Source organism: Microcoleus sp. Z1_A1 (assembly GCF_036700305.1).
In the GTDB taxonomy this organism is placed as follows: domain Bacteria; phylum Cyanobacteriota; class Cyanobacteriia; order Cyanobacteriales; family Microcoleaceae; genus Microcoleus.
Window position 1 is genome coordinate 4371 of sequence record NZ_JAUBOR010000061.1, and the last position, 21589, is coordinate 25959.

At 47.6% G+C, this 21589-nt stretch carries 15 protein-coding genes; 8 read left to right on the forward strand and 7 right to left on the reverse strand.

Annotated elements, in window-relative coordinates:
• The first annotated feature begins 155 nt into the window (after positions 1 to 155).
• Positions 156 to 3125, forward strand: coding sequence for a Calx-beta domain-containing protein (locus QT973_RS24540; protein WP_333055169.1), 2970 nt, complete (start codon positions 156 to 158; stop codon positions 3123 to 3125).
• 449 nt (positions 3126 to 3574) lie between these two features.
• Here the strand turns inward: QT973_RS24540 and dprA are convergent, their stop codons facing one another.
• The 3 genes from dprA to QT973_RS24555 all read right to left on the reverse strand — a co-directional run bounded on the left by dprA (position 3575) and on the right by QT973_RS24555 (position 6511).
• Positions 3575 to 4726: a DNA-processing protein DprA gene (gene dprA, locus QT973_RS24545; RefSeq protein WP_333392410.1), complete on the reverse strand. Its 1152-nt coding sequence runs from the start codon at positions 4724 to 4726 to the stop codon at positions 3575 to 3577.
• A gap of 356 nt (positions 4727 to 5082) precedes the next feature.
• Positions 5083 to 5736, reverse strand: a complete 654-nt coding sequence (locus QT973_RS24550) for a YdcF family protein (protein ID WP_333340705.1) — start codon at positions 5734 to 5736, stop codon at positions 5083 to 5085.
• A gap of 127 nt (positions 5737 to 5863) precedes the next feature.
• Positions 5864 to 6511: a DUF2301 domain-containing membrane protein gene (locus QT973_RS24555; protein ID WP_333055172.1), complete on the reverse strand. Its 648-nt coding sequence runs from the start codon at positions 6509 to 6511 to the stop codon at positions 5864 to 5866.
• Between the two features lie 79 nt (positions 6512 to 6590).
• Between QT973_RS24555 and QT973_RS24560 the strand changes: the two genes are divergently transcribed.
• On the forward strand, positions 6591 to 7268 hold the full coding sequence (locus QT973_RS24560) for a calcium-binding protein (protein ID WP_333055173.1): 678 nt from the start codon (positions 6591 to 6593) through the stop codon (positions 7266 to 7268).
• A 149-nt stretch (positions 7269 to 7417) separates the two neighbouring features.
• Here QT973_RS24560 and QT973_RS24565 read toward each other — a convergent pair whose 3' ends face one another.
• Both QT973_RS24565 and QT973_RS24570 read right to left on the reverse strand, forming a co-directional pair.
• Positions 7418 to 8173 carry a DUF561 domain-containing protein gene (locus tag QT973_RS24565; RefSeq protein ID WP_333211608.1) on the reverse strand — a complete coding sequence of 252 codons (756 nt, stop codon included), beginning with the start codon at positions 8171 to 8173 and terminating at the stop codon, positions 7418 to 7420.
• A gap of 81 nt (positions 8174 to 8254) precedes the next feature.
• On the reverse strand, positions 8255 to 9058 hold the full coding sequence (locus tag QT973_RS24570) for a creatininase family protein (protein WP_333055176.1): 804 nt from the start codon (positions 9056 to 9058) through the stop codon (positions 8255 to 8257).
• A 182-nt stretch (positions 9059 to 9240) separates the two neighbouring features.
• On the opposite strand from QT973_RS24570, the gene QT973_RS24575 reads away from it, so the two are divergent.
• Positions 9241 to 14595 (forward strand): PAS domain S-box protein, encoded by a 5355-nt coding sequence (locus tag QT973_RS24575; protein ID WP_333392412.1) that lies wholly within the window; start codon positions 9241 to 9243, stop codon positions 14593 to 14595.
• Positions 14596 to 14935: 340 nt separating this feature from the next.
• Here QT973_RS24575 and QT973_RS24580 read toward each other — a convergent pair whose 3' ends face one another.
• Positions 14936 to 15247, reverse strand: coding sequence for a WGxxGxxG family protein (locus tag QT973_RS24580; protein ID WP_333055180.1), 312 nt, complete (start codon positions 15245 to 15247; stop codon positions 14936 to 14938).
• Positions 15248 to 15729: 482 nt separating this feature from the next.
• Between QT973_RS24580 and QT973_RS24585 the strand changes: the two genes are divergently transcribed.
• Positions 15730 to 16374 (forward strand): hypothetical protein, encoded by a 645-nt coding sequence (locus tag QT973_RS24585; RefSeq protein WP_190661578.1) that lies wholly within the window; start codon positions 15730 to 15732, stop codon positions 16372 to 16374.
• A 20-nt stretch (positions 16375 to 16394) separates the two neighbouring features.
• Positions 16395 to 17144 (forward strand): pentapeptide repeat-containing protein, encoded by a 750-nt coding sequence (locus QT973_RS24590; protein ID WP_333055181.1) that lies wholly within the window; start codon positions 16395 to 16397, stop codon positions 17142 to 17144.
• Between the two features lie 385 nt (positions 17145 to 17529).
• Here the strand turns inward: QT973_RS24590 and QT973_RS24595 are convergent, their stop codons facing one another.
• The gene (locus QT973_RS24595; protein ID WP_333055182.1) at positions 17530 to 18057 is read right to left on the reverse strand and encodes a hypothetical protein; all 528 of its coding nucleotides are present in this window, start codon (positions 18055 to 18057) and stop codon (positions 17530 to 17532) included.
• Positions 18058 to 18728: 671 nt separating this feature from the next.
• Here QT973_RS24595 and pyrE point away from each other — a divergent pair.
• From pyrE to QT973_RS24610, 3 genes are all read left to right on the forward strand, one after another.
• Positions 18729 to 19304 carry an orotate phosphoribosyltransferase gene (pyrE, locus tag QT973_RS24600; RefSeq protein WP_333211597.1) on the forward strand — a complete coding sequence of 192 codons (576 nt, stop codon included), beginning with the start codon at positions 18729 to 18731 and terminating at the stop codon, positions 19302 to 19304.
• A gap of 114 nt (positions 19305 to 19418) precedes the next feature.
• A complete protein-coding gene (dcm, locus tag QT973_RS24605) occupies positions 19419 to 20705 on the forward strand; it encodes a DNA (cytosine-5-)-methyltransferase (RefSeq protein ID WP_333055188.1) in 1287 nt (428 codons plus the stop codon).
• Positions 20706 to 21031: 326 nt separating this feature from the next.
• Positions 21032 to 21508 carry a hypothetical protein gene (locus QT973_RS24610; protein ID WP_333240779.1) on the forward strand — a complete coding sequence of 159 codons (477 nt, stop codon included), beginning with the start codon at positions 21032 to 21034 and terminating at the stop codon, positions 21506 to 21508.
• The last annotated feature ends 81 nt before the right edge of the window (positions 21509 to 21589 follow it).

Here is a 21589-nt window from a genome sequence, read left to right on the forward strand (position 1 = left end):
CACCAGTCACGACAACGCCGACACCAGTCACGACAACGCCGACACCAGTCACGACAACGCCGACACCAGTCACGACAACGCCGACACCAGTCACGACAGGAACAGGGAACCCAAACATATTCCCGATCGGATTACCGAAATCTAATGAAACTCCTTTGGGAATAACGGAACCTAACAATCAGATTCTTAGTGTTCCCACGGTAAATTTTTCCCCAGCTACTTACCAAGTTAATGAAAGTCCCACAGGCATCGTTCAGAAACAAATTACCCTCACTCGCACAGGGGATCTAAGCAACTTTTCCACGGTGTGGCTAGAACCTCCTACTGGTTCAGCGAGTGGGGGAATAGATTGGAAAGTTCCGCCCAATTTCTCTCCTCAACTCACCTTTAACCCAGGCGAAAATAGCAAAACTTTGACAATTGACATCTTACCGGATGGTCAATTTGAGGGAACAGAAGAAATTGCGTTTCGGATCGCCAATGGGGGGGTTAATGTCAAGATCGGCACCCAAAACACTGCTACCTTGCAAATTTTGGATGCAGAGGGGCCTCCTACAATTAATTTTTCCCAAGCTACTTACCAAGTCAATGAAAGTCCCACAGGAATCGTTCAGAAACAAATTACCCTCACTCGCACTGGGAATCTAAACACCTTTTCCAGGGTGTACCTAGAACGTCCTACTGGTTCAGCGACTTTGGGAACAGATTGGAACGTTCCCCCCAATTTCTCTCCTGAACTCACCTTTAACCCAGGCGAAAATACCAAAACTTTCACAATTGACGTTTTTCCGGATGGTCAAGTTGAAGGAACAGAAGAAATTGCGTTTCAGATCACCAATCGGGATAATGCCATTATTGGCAGCCAAAACACTGCTACTGTGCAAATTTTCGATGCAGAGGGGCCTCCTACAATTAATTTTTCCCCAGCTACTTACCAAGTCAATGAAAGTCGCACAGGAATCGTTCAGAAACAAATTACTCTCACTCGCACTGGGAATCTAAACAACTTTTCCAGGGTGTACCTAGAACGTCCTACTGGTTCAGCGACTTTGGGAACAGATTGGAACGTTCCCCCCAATTTCTCTCCTGAACTCACCTTTAACCCAGGCGAAAATACCAAAACTTTCACAATTGACGTTTTTCCGGATGGTCAAGTTGAAGGAACAGAAGAAATTGCGTTTCAGATCACCAATCGGGATAATGCCATTATTGGCACCCAAAACACTGCCAGTCTGAAAATTATCGATGCTGAATCTACACTAAACAACCGCGCGCCGCGGGTGAGTAATTCCCTCTCGAATCAACGTGGTCTCAATCCCCGCGGCGACTTCAATGTAACTCTTGCTTCGGACACGTTTACCGATGACGATCCAGGTGACAGTCTCACTTACTCCTACTCAATAATTCCAGACCCGCAATTGCTCTCCCTCTATGGGCTGACCTTCGACCCCAATACCAACACCATCATTCCACCCGATTGGCTTAAGTTCGACCCGAATACGCTGACCTTTAGCGTGGATTTGAATGCTGGTAATGTCCCCTCAAACTTCGATTTGCAAATTAAGGTGACAGCAACGGACAATGCCGGCGCCACTGCCACCGACTCCTTCCACTTGCGGAGATTCGAGGGCATTCAGGGCCTGGCAATTGACGGTTATATCTCCGGTGCAACTGTGTTCCTAGACGCCAACAAAAATGGCGTCCTTGACACCAACGAACCATCCACCACCACTAACAGCAACGGTGAGTTTAATCTCAACATCCCCTTCGAGATTTTCGACACCAACAAAAACGGAGAAATCGACCCATCAGAAGGCAATTTAGTTGTCATAGGAGGCATTGACACCGCCACCGGCTTACCCCTAGAAACACCACTCACCGCACCACCAGATGCAAGTGTAGTAACACTCCTAACCAGTTTAGTCGCCGACTTAACCGACAAAGGAATTGCACCCGAAGAAGCTCAATCTTTAGTCAAAGCCGCCCTTTCTCTCCCCGCTGAAGTTGACCTAACTAGCTTAGATCCAATAGCAGCGACGAACAACAACCAACCAGGGGGAGTCGAAGTCTTATCCGCAATGGTGAAAGTCCAAAACTTCATCACCCAAACTAGCGGTTTAATTGACGGTGCTTCCAGTGCAGCTAACAACGATATTGTCAAAGCTGTTGTCAGTTCAATTACGGCTCAAATTGAATCCGGTACAGTCTTAAACCTCAGCAATGCCGCAGCCTTAGAACCAATCATTCAGCAAGCAGCCGCTAAAATCCAGCAAATAGACCCCAGTTTCAACTCTCAACAAGTCAGCCAAATTACATCGCAATCCGCGACAGTAATGGCAACAGCCAATCAACGCATTGATGCGGCTGTCTCCAACCCAACAGGAACATCAATTCCTGAATCACTTGCCCGCCTCCAACAAGTAGCCTTGGGCCCAACCACTCAAGACTTCAAAGAAGTTGGTACGGGAAATAAACCTATTTCCCAGCTAGTTGCTGACAATACTGGTACTGCTTTAGATAGCAGAATTGAATCTGTAGTATTGCCTGTTGGGATTGCAACTCCTGTTGTCAGCGGCGATGCTGATTTGGGCAGCAATTCCCCGAATGCAATTCTCGGTACAAATGGCGACGATATCCTGAGTGGCGACAGCGCGAATAATGTATTGATGGGCATGAGGGGCAATGATTCCCTCGATGGAGTTCTGGGGAATGACACTATTTTTGGTGGCAAAGGTAGCGATACAATCCTGGGAAGTAGCGGTGATGATGTCTTGTTTGGCAACCGTGGTGCTGATATCTTGAATGGCGATGATGGTAATGATATTCTTTACGGAGGTAAGGGCGATGATTTACTGTCGGGCGGTTTGGGAATTGATACTTTGGTAGGAGGAATGGGAGTAGATAAGTTCCTACTCTCTACCAATTCCGGTACTGATACGATTACTGATTTTGAAGTCGGTCAAGACTTGTTAGTATTGGGTAACGGGTTGAGTTTCTCGCAATTGGCTATTGCTCAAGATAGCGGTTCGACTTTAATCCGGTTTGCACAAACTGGGGAGATTTTAGCTTCTCTGGCTGGAGTTTCTGCTAGCAGTATTAGTGCTGCTAATTTCGGATTGATTTGAGAATTGGGCAGGGAAACGGCATTGCCCATTAGTGTCAACTTAAGCTTTTAGTCCGTTAGTCTTCTCGCTCATCCGTCAGTCCGCCAGGGGAATAAATTCCCTGTCGGACTATCGGTTTTACCTTAAGTTGACACCAATTGCGCTGTTGCCGTGTCCTCAATTGCCGTGTTATCGATCGTTATATCCGATCGCCCAATCGGGCAATTTCATCATCCAATCCGGTTGATTTTACCCATTACCCGAAATCAGGATACGGCTGTGCCTTGTCCCTACAATCGATCGCGTGATGCTTAAATCCGAGCGAGGAAAATTGATTATTTTAGGGTAGGGAAACGGCAATGCCGTGTCCTCCGTTGCCTTCAATCCGCGCAGGGGGATTTTGTCTGTGTAGACGCGGTTTCAACCGCCGAGTATCTGTATAAAATGCGGATTTAATCTAACATTCCAAATCAGCACCGCTGATATCGCATTCCCGGTAACTGCGAAACTAATCCCAACAATTCCAACTGCAAAAGTATACTAGAAACCGTTCCCGCTTCTAATCCCGCTGCTTCCACAATTACATCAAAAGAAATCGGCCCAGATGCGATCGCACTTAACACCTTAGCCAATTCCGGCTCCAACGGCGGCCCTTGCTTCTCAACCGTCGGATTTGGAGGAAATAGCGACAACTGCTCGGCTCTATCCAATTTTGGCATAGCTCCGAGCATTTCCAACAGCCTGTCTTCGCTTAAGTGTCGATCGCTACTCGGCAGAATCGGATGAGCACCTTTACTCAGCAACTCCAAACACCCAAAGGAACGCTCATCATCCAATCTTGCTGTCAAAACATACACATCCCGACAAAAATCATTCGCTTGATAAGCAGTAATTAAAGCACCAGATTTATGCGGAGCTTCTATCACTATTGTAGCGCGACTTAAGCCAGCAATTATGCGATTTCGGCGCGGAAAATTAGTCCTATTCGGTTGAGTCCCCGCCGGATATTCACTAATTACCAATCCCTGCTGCAAAATGCGATCGCACAACCTCTCATTTTGTTTAGGATATACAATATCTACCCCCGTCCCCACCACTGCGAAAGTCCTTCCTCCCGCCTCCAAACAGCCTGTATGAGCCTCTGTATCAATGCCCGCCGCCAATCCCGAAACCACAGTAAAACCGCTTCTAGCTAAAGCCGTACTAATTTTGCGAGTCCACCTTCTGCCGTATTCCGTTGGGCTGCGAGTACCAACCATTGCCACCGTCGGCGTAATTCCTTGATTCTCTTTGCGATCGACATTACCGCGATAATACAACACTGGTGGCGGATTGGGAATTTCCAATAATAAGCGGGGATAATCTGAATCGGCGGGCGTCCAAAAACTGGGATTTTTTATAAGATGTTTTTCGAGAAATTCTTCAGGATTGAGTTTAGTTCGTTCTTGGGAAATTGTTTCAATTATCTGCTTACCAAACCCTTCGACTCGCATGAAATCTACTGGTTTTGCCGTCCAAGCTTCTGCCAAACTATTGAAATTTTGGTGCAATCTTTGCAACAAAATCGGCCCGATACCGTTAATTTGCGACCATGCCAACCAGTAAGCGCGTTCTTCTACCAAGGAGTTACCCTCAACTTATATGAAAATAATTTTATCATTTTTGGTTGAATATATAGAAATCCTAAATCATTTGTAAATTTCTTACTCCCTCCCCGAACCCGCGGGGAGGGTTGGGGTGGGGCAAAAAAATACTACTCCTGCAAAGATTGCTATAAATATTTTTTACGAACCGCGAAGGCGCTAAGAAGGCGAAGGGAATTAAGAGGGAGGTTGACAATTACTGGCTAAGGATCGCGAATTAAATAACTTACAATTTTAATTGTTATTGTGGGATGGGCTCTTATAGCCCGTCCACTCATGACGGGCTCTTATAGCCCATCCCACTTTCAAGAGTGGAAGTTATTTAATTCTCATTCCTAAGCTTTCCAATCAACGAAACGCACGTAAATATAACCAATAATTTCTCCGATCACAGTCCGAAAACCTTCGCTCGATTTCCACCATTCTTGGGGATTGTAATCTTGCGGTTCAGCAGCTATAATCCCGACTTTAATGTCAGGATTCAGCACTTCTTTGAAAATAATCCAACTTCTGCGGGCGTGAGGGCCAAAAGAATAAAGATTAATTGACTCAACTTTTATGGCAGAAGCACCTAGCCAATCCTGAAGTGCGATCGCAGAAGCAGCAGTGCGGTGTTTGAGAACACTCGCTGCTGGTACTGCTACTACTTTGTTTTTATCAAATCCTAGCGCAATACAAGTCGCGGCAGCTAGTTCGGCATAATTTTTATATTCAGCAAGATAGTAGCCTTTACTTAAAGGAACTCCTGTGGTAACTAATTGGCGGTATTCGCCTTTTTTGAATTCGGCGATCGCACTTTGGATCGCATAATCGGGCAACCAGCCTTCGACAACCAAAACATCTGCTTTAATCGGCGCATTTACCGCCAAAAACGGATGGATATTTGTGAGAATTAAGATCATTGCAATTATTAATCCCATCAGAGCAATTACCCAACCTTCCTTGGTAACTGCCCACATTTCTCGGCGGCGGATTAGACGAATTCTCATTTTAACTAGCTCTAGATGTTTTAGGCTATGGAGGCAGATTCGGCGAGACTGAGAAAGAGGGAAATAGTGGGAAAGTGATAGAATTTCCCAATGCCCCATGCCCCATTCCCAATGCCCCATTCCCAAATTATTGGTGTTTCAGATACTCAAAAACGCTTTTATCCCCGATATCCTGCGGCATTGGTTGAAAAAACTTACGCACAGCAAAGATGATAAACAAAGCCGCCCAAACAGCCAGCAAAAATTGTTCATTTTCGGCTGACAAAAATCCGAAAATATGTCCTAAAATTAACAGAGGGACTCCCGGAGTCAAAAACTTAGTTTCGAGGCGATTAAAGCAGAATGCTTCCTTAAAATAAATGCCATTTAAGGCTGCAAAAGTAAAGCCAATTCCCCACAATGTGGCGGGATGTTCGTACACTGCTAAAGCTAGAGGTTGGCTGCTTTGTAGGGCGACAAACAATGCTGCCGCGCCGCCGATCGCCCAAAACGCCTGTAGTGTGCGGTGCAGCGCAATCATGTAAATGTGAATAGTTGCCAAGCTGACGCCTAAAGCTATCCAGAAACAAGCAAAAACAGGCGTTACAGCTTGGATTGCCATCGGGTTGTCGCCCTGTTGCAGCACCAGAGTAGTGCCGATCGCAAAACACAGCGCCGCCACCCCCAATCCGGCGCGGTAAATCAACACTCCCGTGCGATCGTTTTGAGTAATCGTAAACTCGCCGAATTGTCCTTGATAGACTGGCGATTCATCAGGTGATTTCAGTAGTTGCATTACAGCTTCCTCCTATCAGACACAATGTACTTCTGCCAAGATATACTTTATTGATAAACCGAGCCAGCGAGACCGAGCGATGCCTAAATTTAACAAGCCTAAACTTAACCAGCCTAAAGTTAACAAATCTAAAGTTAACAAATCTAAAGTGGACGATCGCCCAGAGCAAAGCCAATCCCTTCCTTCACAATCCGAACTTCCTCCAGTTCAGCTTGATGAAACCATTGTAGCAGGCAGAAGACCCAAACCGGTCAACGACTTTCAGAGGCTGCTGGAGGAATTATCCGAATTGAGAGCGGGGTTCGATCCAGAAATGTTAGCGCATCTCGATGAAAATCTCCCATTTAATACCAAGCAATTTGAAACTAAAATCAGTAAAATTTTGGGGTCAAAAAATATTGATTTCAGCCTAAAAAATTCCGTCAAATATCTAGAGTACATCAAGCAAAATATTCAACTACCCTGCCACGTTACCGGCATAGAAGAGTTTGAATGGGAAGAAGAATATACAATGGGTTCCGGCAGCAAAAAAGAATATGCACGGCTCAAAAAAACTCAACCTTCTTATACTGATAGATTCACAATTAATCGGTTGGAGGATTTGGTGCTTCAGGAAGAAGGCATATTTGTGGAAGTGCAGCGCGTCAGCGATCGCCAAAAGTTTATGTTGCCTTTATCAGAGTTAGAATCCGTTGATGTAATCTCCCGAAACAATCAGTTATTAGATGATTATGCCGTGTGGTTTATCAATTATTAAGGAAGAGTGGAAAAGTGAAAGAGTGGGGGAGTGGAAGAGGCGAAGACTGGGAGAAGGGGAAGAGCGAGGGATGGGAAAAATCTTCCTTCTTCCTTCTTCCTTCTTCCTTCTTCCTTCTTCCTTCTTCCTTCTTCCTTCTTCCTTCTTAATTAAATGGAAGCCGGCAAGTGCGATCGCGAAACCAAAGCCAAAGCTTCAACCAAACTGCGAACAGCCGCAATCATCGCCACTTCGCTATTAAGCTGGCTAACAGCAGAACCGACACCAACACCCGCAGCACCGGCTCCAATAGCGAGGGGTGCGGTGACGCTGGAGATACCGGAAGCGCAGAGTACGGGGATGGATACGGCGCGGGAAATTTCAAAAGCGGAGGCCAAAGTAGGCGCTGCTTTTTCAATTAATCCCAAGGTGCCAGCGTGAATTGGTTGAGCGCTAGTGCCACCTTCGGTTTGGATGATGTTAGCCCCAGCTTTGACTAATTCAATTGCTAATTGCACTTGTTTGTCGAGTGTCAAAATGTGGGGAACTGTCACAGAAAGAGTGATGTTTGGAAATAGCGATCGAGTTTCGCGAGTCAACTGCAAAACTTCCTCAGCTTCAAAGCGGCGGCCTTCTGCGTAGAAAGCATCAAAGTTACCAATTTCAATCAAATCAGCCCCAGCTTCTACCGCAGGCACAAACTTTTCCGGTTCCACAGCAGATACACAAATTGGCAAATCTGTCAACTGTTTTGCCATCAATACCAAATCGCGATCGGCAGCAATATCGACAAAGGAAGCACCGCCGAGATCCGCTGCTTTGACGACAGCAGCAACGTTGGCGGCATCAAAATTATTTAAACCGCTGATAATTTTCAGGGCGCGACCTTGCTCAAAAGCGCGCTGCAATTTAGAATTTACACTCATCGTTAGTTTTCCAACTCAAAAAATTTCTTAGACTCATTTTGACACGAATTAGAACAATTTTTGATTTTTAATTCTTAATTTTTAATTACTACGCGGCTGGCGAAATTTGTAAACATCTTTGATAACTTGTGCCCAGCCGTCAGAGAGAGATTCGAGAATACGAGATCCTTTTTCTTTCGTCGCCGCCGTCGCATCGCCCAACACACCGCTTTCAGTCAACTCTCGCGTCAGCCAAGCAAAAGGCAAATTCCCTTCCATACTCAGCAAACTCTCTGTTGGTAAACCCTGCGGATAGTCGCAAACTGCCAGTTCCATTTTCACCTGTTCGGGCAAAATTGACAACATCAAACTCGTTTCTGCATCACCCGCGTGAATTCCCAACTCCAACTCCTTGGCAGTTAATAATTCAGCAGCCACATTAGGAACGCGCCAAACAAACAGCGGAAAAACCGAAAAATCCTGATATTTTTGATGAATATCCCGCGCCGCAATTTCCATCACCTGTGGCTGTCCGCCGTGACCATTCATTAACACTAATTTCCGAAATCCAGCCTGATAAATACTGTCTGCAATTTCGCCGATTACTGCTAAAAGTGTCTGAGCACTGAGCATAATTGTACCGGGAAAATGGCAGTGTTCGTTCGACTTACCATAGTACAAAGGCGGCAAAGCATAGGCGGGAATATTTGCCTCTAACTTTGCCAGGGCTTTGCCTGTAACTGCCGCGCTAATTGCCGCATCTACAATTAAAGGCAAATGAGGGCCGTGCTGTTCGATCGCACCTAGCGGCAGAATTATCACAGTATTTTCCTTATCCGGCATAGACTGAATTTCTCTCCAAGTCAGATATGGAAAAAAGCGCGATTCTGGAATGAAATTGTGCATAAGGCGGCGACAAGAGTAAAGGCAACTAAGGCAATCCACTAGCCTGAAAAATAAAAAGTAATTACCAAGATAGATAACTAATTTTGTCTCTGGGTAAATGCTATAATTTGTAGCAGATGGTTGAAGAGGGCGCTGATATACGCTCGCCAGCTCAGACCGAAAGACATAGAGACCACTAATTGATGGAAGCTTGGCACACCCCACAAACTAATTTAACCGACATTCCGATCGCCGATGAACTGTCGCGCCGCATCCCTCGATCACACGATCGAAAAGCAGAAAACCGAGCGCTGCAAACGCTGGCTCGACAATTGGCAACCTCACCGCACAGGCTGCTAAAAACACTCGTTGCGATCGCTCAAGATTTGTGCGACGCCGGAAGCGTCGGAGTCTGCTTGCTAGAAGAAAATGCAACTTCCGAACAAATCTTTCGGTGGGAGGCCTTAGCGGGAGCGTGGGAAGCAGCAGAACATAAAAACACACCCCGCAAATTGCGTTTGTCGGGCACCGGGATCGATCGCCAAACTCCCCAGCTTTACTTTGCTCCCGAACAATATTTTACCGACTTACAACAGTTAGAATTGCCGATCGCCGAAGCGTTAGTCGTGCCACTGCAAGCAGAAAATCAATCGCTGGGGGCAATATGGATTGTATCTCACGAGGACGATCGCCAGTTCGATGCCGAAGACTTGCAGATCGCGATCGCCCTAGCAGACTTTGCCGTTGCCGCCATACAAATCGATCGCGCCAATCAAACCAAAGAAGCTTTGCGAGAAAGCCAAGAACGCTGGCAGCTAGCCTGTGCCGGCAACAACGACGGGATTTGGGATCGCAACCTGCAAACAAATTGCTCTGTAGTGAGCGATCGCTTTTTAGAGATTTTGGAACGTGGGCCCGAAGATGTCAAAAACTTTAGCCAATATTTGAGCTACGTTCATCCCGATGATGTGGAGATCGTGCAAAGCAATTGGCAGCAGCACTTGCATCGAGAAACCTCACATTACTGCTGCGAGTACCGCATCCGTTGTGGGGACGGGCGCTACAAATGGGTTTTAGCCAGAGGGCGAGCAATTTGGGACGAGTCAGGCAATCCCGTGCGCGCCGTGGGTTCCCTCACAGATATCAGCGAGCGTAAACAAACAGAAATTGCCTTAAAACAAAGCGAAGAACGTTTGAGCATCGCCATCGAAGGCTCAGGCATGGCAACCTGGGATTTAGACGTGCGAACAAATCGAGTAATTTGGTCGGCGACCCATTTCAGCATTTTGGGCTGCCAACCGGTACCAGGCGGGGAAGCAAGCGCGGTTGTGTGGGAAAACTGCGTGCATCCAGACGACTTCAAGCAAGTCATGCAAGCAGCCAAAACAGCTCGGCAAACCCGATCGCTCTACTCCCCCGAATACCGGATCATCCGCGCCGACAACGGAGAAATCCGCTGGTTGAGCGCGTTCGGGCGCTATCTCTACGACGCAGCAGGCGAAGCAGTGCGGTTTATCGGAGTATTATTTGATGCTACCGATCGCAAAAAAGCCGAACTCGCCCTACAAGAAAGCGAACAAACCGTGCGGCGTCAACTTGTAGAGATAGAGTCGCTCTACCAAACAACTCCCGTGGGTTTAGCCGTTTTAGACACAGATTTGCGGTTCGTGCGGATCAACCAGCGGTTTGCCCAAATGAACGGCTTGGCAGTAGAAAGGCACATCGGCCATACCCTGCGCGAAATTGTCCCCGACTGGGCAGACACAGCCGAACCTTTGTTGGGACACCTTCTAGACACCGGAGAACCGATCCGGAATTATGAACTCACCGGTGCAACTAGGGATCAACCCACAGTTGTTCGCACTTGGCTCCAGAATTGGTGGCCGCTCAGAGACAGGGGCCCAGAGATTGTGGGGATTCATATCGTGGTACAGGAAATTACCGCTCGCAAAATGGCAGAACTCGCCTTGCAAGAAAGCTACAACCGTTTCCAATTAGCTACAAGGGCGATCGACGGCATGGTGTTTGAGTGGGATTTGGCAGCAAACTCAGTTTACCGTTCCCAGGGACTGTGCTCGATCGTCGGTGTCTGCCCAGAGGATGCACCGGCAACAGCAGAGTGGTGGAGAGAACGCATCCATCCCGTCGATTTGGCACGCATCCAAGCCGGGGGGCAATCAATCTTGAATATTCCCGATCGCTATGAAATCGAGTACCGAGTTCAGCACGAAGACGGGCGCTGGATCGAGGTTTCGGAGCGCGGCTGTTCGATCCGCAACCAGCAAGGTGAAGCGACCAAAATAGTCGGCTTCACCAGCAACATTACCCAGCGTAAACAAGCAGAAGCAGCACTGTGCGATCGTGAAACCCACCTGCAGTTGATTCTCGACAGCGCCAAAGACTACGCCATCTTCACCATTGACACCGACGGACACATTACCAGTTGGAACGCAGGGGCCCAGAGATTGCTGGGCTATTCCGAAGCCCAAATCGTCGGGCAGCACGGACGCATCATCTTCACCCCAGAAGACTCAGCAGCCCGGATGCCGGAAGCAGAAATGCACAGCGCCCTGACTCAAGGAAAAGGAGAAAACGAGCGCTGGCACCTCCGCAAAGACGGCAGCCGCTTTTGGGGCAGCGGGCTGGTGATGCCCCTGCGCGACGCAGCAGGCGAGGTGCAAGGTTTCCTGAAAATTATGCAGGACAAAACCGAGCGCCGGCAAATAGAAGAAGCACTGCGGCACAGCGAAAATCTCTACCGCACCCTCGCCGATGGCGTCCCGGAATTAATGTGGATCAACACCGCCGACGGCAGGTTAGAGTTTTGCAACCAACACTGGAAAACCTATACGGGCATGAGGCCAGAATTGCCGATGCCTGCGCCGGTGCTGCAATTATTTCATCCTGATGATCTGCCAGCAGTTGTCGCCACGCGCACTCCTGCGATTGCAGCCGGGGAAGCCTACGAATTCGAGTGTCGGGTACGCAGGTTTGATGGTAATTACCGCTGGCATCTAGCGCGACTTGTACCCGTCAAAGACAGGAAGGGAAAGGTGGTGCAATGGGCTGGTATCGGCATTGATATTGACGATCGCAAACGAGCAGAAGAAAGCTTAGCAGAAAGCGACCGCCGCTTTCGCTTCCTCGCTGAGTCGCTGCCCCACCTGCTTTGGAACGTAAGTTCCGGCGGGGAAATTCGCTTTACCAATCAACAACAATGGTTGGAATATCTGGGAATGTCTTACGAGGAAGCCGCTCAAAGCAATTGGCAATACCTAGTCCCGCCCTCGGATTTGGCAGAATCTTGGGCCCGCTGGGAAGAATGTCTAATCAGCGGAGAAGTTTATCAAATTGAGCTGCGCCTGCGGCGGGCAGCAGACCAAATGGAACGCTGGCATTTGTCCCGCGCCGTGCCAATTCGCGACGCAGGGGGGCAGATTGTCGAGTGGATCGGCACAAACACCGATATTCACGATCGCAAACAAGCCCAACTCAACGAGCAGTTTCTCTCCGATCTCGAAGCCCGCTTGCGACAGCGCTTCAACCCCACAGAAATGTTGTGGGAAGCCATGAAAAGTCTGGGAGAATATTTAAAGGTCGATCGCTGCATCTGGCACGAAATCGATTTAGAAGCCGATCGGGCAATTGTCCACCAAGACTGGCACCAGTCCGACATTGCCAGCGCCGCCGGCACCTATCAAATCTCAGACTTTAAGACGCCAGAACTGAAAGCTCTGTCTATGGCAGGTCAAACCCTTGTCATCTCAGATATCGCTACTTACCCCCATACAGCGCATTTATTCGATAACTACGGTGCCGTTTGTATTCGCGCTTTGGTCGATGTTCCCTGCCTTCAGGAAGGGCGCTGGGTGGCTCTTTTGCTGGTGACATCAAGGGTGGTGCGGCACTGGCGGCCCGATGAAGTTTGGCTGATGCAAGAAGTGGTGGCTCGCCTCTGGACGGTGATCCTGCACGCGCGAGCTCTGCATGAGCTGCACGAAAGCGAGGCTCGGTTCCGCGCTCTAGCTGACAACATCGCTCAGTTGGCTTGGATGACAGATGCTGCTGGGGGGATTTTCTGGTATAACAAACGCTGGTTTGACTACACAGGCACCACCCTAGAAGAAATGCTAGGCTGGGGCTGGCAAAAGGTGCACCACCCGGAACACCTCGATGGCGTTGTGGAAAAATTTAGGCGCTGCATTGAAACAGGCGAACTCTGGGAAGATACTTTCCCCTTACGGGGCAAAGACGGATCGTACCGCTGGTTTCTCTCCCGCGCCGTGCCGATTCGCGACGAGCAAGGCCAGGTGCTGCGCTGGTGTGGCACTAACACCGATATTACCGATCGCAAAGTTGCAGAAGCAGAACGGGAAAGCCTTCTAGCACGGGAAAAGGCAGCGCGGGAAGAGGCAGAACAGGCTAACCGCGTCAAAGACGAATTTTTGGCTGTTTTGTCCCACGAATTGCGGACTCCCTTAAACCCGATTATGGGCTGGGCGAAGCTGCTGCAATCGAATCTTCTGACACCCCAAAAGCAGCGTTATGCCTTAGAGACGATCGAGCGCAACGCCAAACTGCAAACCCAGCTTATCGAAGATTTGCTCGACGTGTCGGGGATTCTGCAAGGCAAGGTTAGCTTGAATATTGCACCTGTGGATTTAGCCGAGGTCATCGGCGCTGCTATTGAAACGGTGCGTCTGGCGGCCCAAGTCAAGTCGATTCAAATCACCACTCAATTTGCACCGGATCTGGGCCCGGTGTTGGGCGATGCGGGCAGACTTCAGCAGGTAGTCTGGAATTTGCTGTCAAATGCCGTCAAGTTCACCCCGCCGTCGGGCAAAATCCAAGTCGTTCTCGATCGGGTGGACACCTTGGCCCAAATTACTGTAACTGATACGGGAAAAGGTATCGAACCTGATTTTCTGCCCTATGTATTCGACTACTTCCGGCAAGCTGACAGCTCGATGACGCGCAAGTTTGGCGGATTGGGTTTAGGATTGGCGATCGTCCGCCATCTCGTCGAACTCCACGGCGGTACAGTGAAATCTGACAGTCCCGGCGAAGGACAAGGTGCAACCTTGACTGTCAGGATACCTCTGATGCCGATCCAGTCTCAGACAAGTCCTGCGGGAACTGCGTCGCCGGATCAATCCTTCAATTTGAGCGGTGTCAAGGTGTTAGCGGTGGATGATGAGGCCGATGCGCTAGATTTAGTGGTTTTTCTGCTTGAGGAGTGTGGGGCAAGTGTTACAGCAGTTGCTAACGCGGCCGATGCCTTGGCGGTTTTAACTGAGTCTGTGCCGGATTTGCTGTTGAGCGATATTGGAATGCCCGACACTGACGGTTATATGTTGATGCGACAGGTTCGGGCTCTGGCGCCCGACAAAGGGGGACGGATTCCGGCGATCGCCCTCACGGCTTATGCTGGAGAAATTAACTATCAGCAGGCCCTGGCTGCGGGGTTCTGGCGCCACATTGCTAAGCCTTTAGACCCCGACAAGTTGGTGCAGGCGATTGGGGAGGTACTCGAGCGATCGGGCAAAAACATTGTTTAAAGTGTTTTTGTGTCGGAAAAGTATTTATTTAATGAACCGCGAAGACGCAAAGAACGCAAAGGAGGGAGGGAAGAAGATAGGAAGAAGTTAATCATCTCAATTCCGCTTATATCTGAGATATTGCACCATTTTTATGAACAGGCTTTCCGGCCTGTTCATAAAAATCTGATTGACAATGGTACAATATCTCAGATGTAACCAATTTAATCGTCGATCGATCGCGCATCATCTCCAATAAAAAAACCTCACAGATGGAGGTTTTTTGATGATTATTGGTGCTAGTCGGACAGGTTAAAACATCCTGTCCCTGCATGATGCCCACAGCACTAAGACTCAATTCTTAGCGGTAGTCACTTCGCACGGCAGGCTCGCGATCGCTGGTTGTAGTTGTATAGCGGACATTTTCTTCACGTTTGCGGGGAATCAAGCCCAACAAACCAGACAAACCTAACAATCCCAACCATCCCCAATCAAAATCGCGATCGTTCTCAGCATTGTAGACATCGGAGCGAGGAGTGGTGGTGGTTGTAGTGTTGTTAGTACCGCCAGTTGTATCTGTCTGAGCTGAAGCAGGCAGATGAGCTGGTGCTAGGGCTAACCCAGCAGCTATAATACCTGCACCGATTGCTTTGGATAAATCAGAACGTTTCATAATTCAAATGCTCTCTGTTGGCTAAAATCTTTAACTATCAAAACTATATCGATTGGCTTTTAAAGTTAAATCCATCTCTAGCGGTAAACATTGCTAAGTTCCACGTATAACTACAGATTGATATCAAATTTTTAGCAGGCGCACAAAATTAAAAATTGCTCGCAGAGGCACTCCGACACTAGAAATAGCGGGTCTGACCGAAAGCATCCAGGATACCCGCCACGTGATTCATTCCGAAAGCAGACTCAGGACCGGTGAAATAAAAAACCTATATCCGATGAAACTTGCCGAACGTATTTATCCGTAAGGTCAATGCTTCAATCTAAAACCTAAAATCTAAAATCTAAAATCGATTGACACCTCACCCGGTTGTGAGGCAGTGCGACAGTCTCGACAATAGACAAGGTGTTGTTGACAAAAAAAGGTAAACTCAGATATTGCACAGATAAGTGTTGGAACTCGATCGACGGAGATAGAAACTTTTGGGTATAGAGCTACGCAGCTACGTATTTCTAGACAACTTGCAGCCACAGCACGCAGCATACATCGGCACAGTCGCCGCCGGATTCTTGCCGCTGCCGGGGGATGCGTCGCTGTGGATAGAAATCTCGCCCGGTATCGAAATTAACCGAATTACCGATGTCGCCCTCAAATCTGCCTCCGTGCGCCCGGGAGTGCAGATAGTCGAACGCTTGTACGGCCTTCTGGAAGTACACTCGAGTCAGCAGGGGGAAACGCGGGCCGCAGGCAAAGCAATTCTAGAATTCATCGGACTCCGCAGAGAAGAAGGTATCAAACCGCGAGTGATTTCCAGTCAAATTATTCGCAATATTGACCCCCACCAAACACAATTAATTAACCGCACCCGCCGCGGACAGTTGCTGCTGGCGGGACAAACGCTTTACGTCTTAGAAGTAGAACCGGCGGCCTATGCAGCGCTGGCGGCCAATGAAGCAGAAAAAGGCGCATCTATTAACATCTTAGAGGTTCAGGCTGTAGGCAGTTTCGGACGGCTTTACCTCGGCGGCGCAGAACGAGATATTATAGCAGGTTCCCAGGCAGCAATTGCGGCGGTGGAAAACGTGACGGGTCGAGAAAATCCAGCAATTGTTGGTCGCAAGGAATAGCCGTTAAAGGAGATGTAATTATGGCAAATACACAGCATTTAGCGCTGTTAAAAAAAGGTGCAGTTAGTTGGATTGAATGGAGAAGTCTCAACCCAAATATAGAGCCGGATCTCAGCGAAGCTAACCTCGCCGAAGCAAATCTCAGAGGTGCGTATCTTTGGCGCTCGAACCTTTTTAAAACAGATTTGTTTAAGGCTAAATTAATTGCGGCAAACCTCGCAGAATCTAATTTTAGTTTAGCAAATCTTGCAGGAGCGCAACTGCTGGAAGCTAATTTAATTAAAGCTAATTTAACTGGAACCAACCTCCAAGCGGCTGACTTCAGAGGATCTGATTTGAGCGGTGCTAATTTAATTGGGGCGGACATTAGCGGTGCCAATCTCCAACAAACCGATTTTGGAGAGGCGAATTTAATCGGTGCGGTGATGTTTCGAGTTAATGCGATGGGCGCGAACCTCAACTGTGCTAATCTCAGTCAAGCCAATCTGACTCAAGCCGAATTGATTGAAGCACATTGCTATGCAGCCAATTTCTCTAAAGCTAACCTCGCGGAAGCTCACTTCACAGCAGCATATCTTTTCCGGGCAAATCTCTGTTTTGCACAGTTGAGCGCGGCAGATTTCCGGTGGGCAAACCTCGGCAAAGCTGATTTGAGAGGGGCTAATTTGACCGGGGCAAATCTCCGGGGAGCGAACTTGGCGGGAGCGAATTTGGGGGAAGCTATTTTGAAAGGAACAATCATGCCTGACGGCAGCATTGTTTCATCATAAGTCTGAGCAACGGAGGACACGGCATTGCCGTTTCCCTACCCCAAAATAATCGATGGCGCTCGCGAGAGATGTAACTATCGCCCGATTAATTGCAGGAAACGGCATTGCCCATTGGTGTCAACAAACACGTTAAACCGATATTCCGACAGGGGTTGAAACCCCTGCCTCAAAGCTGAAGTCCTCTAAAAGAGGACTAAGGAATTATTCAGTCCTCTTTGAGAGGACTTTCGCTATTAGACAGGGAATTCATTCCCTGGCGGACTGCCGGGTAGGCGGGAGGACTAGCGGACGAAAAGCTTAATTTGACACGCCTGGGGCATTGCCGTGTCCTGACTGTGGGTAATATTAATTCGGATGCAACCGGAAACTTATACCGAACTGGCAGTTAATTTCTACCAGGGGGCGATACTTGATAAAGTCCTCTAACGGGCCCTTGATCGGTCGGTGAATTTTGCTGCTGCGTTGGAAGTGTAAACTGATCTTGGAGTCCGCCGGGAGTAGGGAAACAGCCGCTTGGTTGAGGTCCTAGCTGACAAGCTGCAGGCAGTGCCATGATTGAGGCATCGAAGGGATTGACGGCATCTGGGACGCGGAGAATCGGGTCGCTGGAAACTTGCCGCTGCATGACTCGTCGGTAAAGGCCGCTGAGGCGACTAGCATCCCGCTCGATTTCTTTTTCGGGAAAGGCAACGACGCCGCTGGGGGAACCGATGCCTAAATAGTCGCCCAAGTAACCTTGCAAGCTGACGTTGTGGTAAAAGTCTCCTGAAGCTTCAAAGTATTGTCGGTTGAAGTCGTCGGCAATCGGGTGAAATCGCTCTGTTTGTGCTTGAGCTGGTTTGACGTATGCCATTGCGGCAGAGGCGACAGCGAGAATCAACGCGCCGCTTAGGCTTTTTAATTTTTGACTCATATATTTGGGCCTCCTTAATTAATTCCGATTCCAATTTGACACTCCCTGACCTAAAGGACAGGGATTCTTAATTCAGCGACTGACCTTAAAATGTTGCGTCCTTTCGGCAATCCTTAAACTTTTCAACCGTGCAATTGCACCAATTGACGAGCTTAACTCACAACCACCCCAGAGGGTCTATCTCCAAAAGCGTACTAGGATACGAACCTAGAGTTCGGGTGTGCCCCACCCTACTTGATTGAAACAAATTATTGATTTTCTGGTGCGTGAGAATGCGTTGATTCCCTAGCTCTGTTTTACAAGGTTTTCGCTACCCTTCTTTTTGCTTTTAAAAAGCTTTCAGGTTCGAGGGTGCCGACTAAAAGCCGCTTCACAACCGCCCACCTTGGGAATTACAACCATGTCTATTCTATCAAAAAGCCGTCAAGCGATTTTAGATTTTAGATTTTAGATTTTAGAATTGAAGCATTGACTTGCGCGAGATAAATACGTTCGGCAAGTTTCATCGGAGACAGGTTTTTTATTTCTGGGTCCTGAGTTGGCGCGTTGGAATGAATCCGGGGGCTTTTATCCTGGATGCCTTCGGTCAAGCGAAAGACGGGATTTTCAACCCAATTTTTTGATAAACTGATTATCGGCGGATTATTTGTGTTTTTTATAGGGTGTGAGTTATGGATGCTGCGGATTTAAAGGTGTTGCGCGATCGACTTCTAGATTTGCTGTGCGAGTTTGCCTATCGCGAAGGCGATTTTATGCTGTCTTCGGGGCAGAAAAGTTCTTATTACATTAACTGCAAACCGGTGACGCTGCACGCTGAAGGTGCTTTGGCAACGGGACGTTTGTTGTTGTCGATGCTGTCGTCGGATGTGCAAGCTGTGGGCGGTTTGACTTTGGGTGCTGACCCGATTGTAACTGCTGTGAGTGTGGTTTCGGCTTTGGGCGATCGACCTATACCAGCTTTAATTGTCAGAAAGGAGACGAAGGGACACGGGACAATGGCGTATATTGAGGGGCCGCTGTTGCCAGAGGGGACGAATGTGGCGGTTTTGGAGGATGTGGTGACGACGGGTAAGTCGGCGATGCAGGCGGTGGAAAGGCTGCGGGCGGCTGGTTATAAGGTCGATCGCGTTTTGTCGCTGATTGATCGAGAGCAAGGTGGTGCGGAGTTTTATCAATCTGTTGGATTGGACTTTGAAACAGTTTTTACGATTAACGATCTGCAAAAGTGGATGGCTAGCAAAAAATAGGCAAAAGTGCGATTCCCCTCGTTACCAGGTTCTACCTGGTAACGCAGATGCTTTCGCTCTGCCTCATGTTAAAAATGGTGCAAGATATCAATCTTAACCACCCAGTTTAAGGCTATGCCAAAAATCCGTTTTATTGACTTATTCTCAGGAATAGGCGGCATGAGATTAGCGTTTGAATCCGCCGCTCGTTCCTTGAATCTGCAAACAGAATGCGTATTAAGCAGCGAAATCAATCCCGACGCTCAGTTAGTTTACCAGAAAAACTTTGCCGACACACCTTTAGGCGACATCCGATTAATTGACAAACTGCCTGAACATGAAATTTTACTAGCGGGATTTCCTTGTCAGTCTTTCTCCTATGCTGGCAAAAAAGAGGGCTTTGGAGACACCAGAGGCACCCTATTTTTTGAGATTGCCAGGTTAATTGATACCTTTAAACCTCAAGCATTTATTTTCGAGAACGTGCGGGGGCTTGTCAGCCACGACGGCGGCAGAACCCTCGAAACTATTAAGGGCGAAATCAAAAGCCGAGGTTACAGCTTCGATTATTTCTTGCTTAACAGCTCTAACTTTAGCTTACCTCAGAACCGTGTCCGAGTTTACCTAGTAGGAATTTTAAATGCTTCGCCCCAATTTAAGCTAATTACCGACGTAGGCCCAAAAGATTCGCATTCCTCTAGTCATCAACAGCTATCGTTATTTTCCCCGTTAAGTCAACCTGTCACAGTTGCAGATATTTTGGAAGACAATCCAGATCCAAAATATGATTGTTCGCCAGAATTTGTTAATGCCTTGAAACAAATAGTTAACAATGATTTCAGCCGACTGCACGGTAGGCGGCTAATTGACTATCGCGGTGGCAATTCGATTCATTCTTGGGAACTGGGTTTGCGAGGCGAGTGCAGTTTAGACGAAATTGAATTAATGAATCTTTTTATCTTGAAAAGGCGCAATAAAGAATTTGGAGCTGACCAAGATGGCAAGCTATTAACTAAAGAGCAAATAGCTACTTTTTTTGCTCATCCCAATCTCGATGAAATTCTGGAGTCCTTGGTAACAAAAAAGTACCTGCAACGGAACAACAATCAATACAAACCTGTATCCGGTAACTTTTCCTTTGAAGTCTATAAATTTCTCGATCTGCATAAAATTTCTGTAACAATTGTTGCCAGTGATGCTAATAGATTAGGAGTTTACTATCATAACCGAGTTCGCAGGATTACTCCCCGCGAGGCGGCGCGGTTACAAGGTTTTTCCGATAGTTTTATTCTGCATCCTAATGATGATAAAGCTTATCATCAACTGGGTAATAGTGTAAGTATTAATGTAGTTAAAGCTGTTGCTCTAGAAGTTATCCAGAATGTTTTGTGCTCTACCAAACAAAAAGTTAGCGCCTGGTAAATTGGGAAGGGTGGGCGGAGTGTTTCCGCCCACCCGATCAACTAGCTTTGCGCTACAGGTTCCTTAGCCAAAAAATTATCTAATTCCGCCAAAGCATCGGCATCAAGGTTAGATCGGTGTTTTATGGGGTGGGATTAGAAACTATGTCTGCTCTAATTTTATCAAAATCAGCTCAGGCACTTGGAGGACAAGGGAAAATAAAGTTTTCGGTGCTAAACAAGCGCAAGCTTTCAGGTTCAGAATCTATACCAATCGGCTGATTTTAGCAGAGGGAAATTATAACCTGAGTGAGATATTAACTAGAGAAGATTGTTTTAATATATTAGATGACGACGCAAGGAGAAGCAGTAATGATCTTACCTGCATCTATTAAAAGAAAATGGAAACTACTGGCAACAGCCTTTATTTGTCCTCTGACACTAATTGGTGTTGGCATTCAGCCACAACCCATTCAAGCACAACAAAATCCATCGAAGACTAATGTTGCTGCTTTGCCAGATGGTATTTACCTGTACGGAGATTCGCCACAGCCCAACCAAGTTCTTCAAAACTATATCGTGTTTCAACGCCAGGACGATCGCGTCGTTGGTGCAATCTACGCGCCGCGATCGGACTTTGCGTGCTTCACTGGTAAAATTGAGGGAAATACATTGTACGGGAAGGCAATCTCAGCCGGAAAAGTTCAAACAATTGAAGTCAATACTCAGCTAACAAATCTGCATTCTATTCGCACAATTAGCTCAAACGATCGCCGCATTCTTTCAATGTGCCAAGATACAGCGCAAGTTAACATACCCAGGTAAATCTTTTACCAAGAAATTGGGTCTAAAGCCCCGTCATAAGCTTGACGGCTTTAATTAATTATCAACTTTTGTTAATTGTTT

Bases quoted from the DNA above. Each gene is read 5' to 3' on its own strand.
- QT973_RS24550 (WP_333340705.1), bottom strand. From the start codon at position 5,736: ATGAGAATTCGTCTAATCCGCCGCCGAGAAATGTGGGCAGTTACCAAG.
- QT973_RS24555 (WP_333055172.1), bottom strand. From the start codon at position 6,511: ATGCAACTACTGAAATCACCTGATGAATCGCCAGTCTATCAAGGACAA.
- QT973_RS24560 (WP_333055173.1), top strand. From the start codon at position 6,591: ATGCCTAAATTTAACAAGCCTAAACTTAACCAGCCTAAAGTTAACAAA.
- QT973_RS24565 (WP_333211608.1), bottom strand. From the start codon at position 8,173: ATGAGTGTAAATTCTAAATTGCAGCGCGCTTTTGAGCAAGGTCGCGCC.
- QT973_RS24570 (WP_333055176.1), bottom strand. From the start codon at position 9,058: ATGCACAATTTCATTCCAGAATCGCGCTTTTTTCCATATCTGACTTGG.
- QT973_RS24575 (WP_333392412.1), top strand. From the start codon at position 9,241: ATGGAAGCTTGGCACACCCCACAAACTAATTTAACCGACATTCCGATC.
- QT973_RS24580 (WP_333055180.1), bottom strand. From the start codon at position 15,247: ATGAAACGTTCTGATTTATCCAAAGCAATCGGTGCAGGTATTATAGCT.
- QT973_RS24590 (WP_333055181.1), top strand. From the start codon at position 16,395: ATGGCAAATACACAGCATTTAGCGCTGTTAAAAAAAGGTGCAGTTAGT.
- QT973_RS24595 (WP_333055182.1), bottom strand. From the start codon at position 18,057: ATGAGTCAAAAATTAAAAAGCCTAAGCGGCGCGTTGATTCTCGCTGTC.
- pyrE (WP_333211597.1), top strand. From the start codon at position 18,729: ATGGATGCTGCGGATTTAAAGGTGTTGCGCGATCGACTTCTAGATTTG.
- dcm (WP_333055188.1), top strand. From the start codon at position 19,419: ATGCCAAAAATCCGTTTTATTGACTTATTCTCAGGAATAGGCGGCATG.
- QT973_RS24610 (WP_333240779.1), top strand. From the start codon at position 21,032: ATGACGACGCAAGGAGAAGCAGTAATGATCTTACCTGCATCTATTAAA.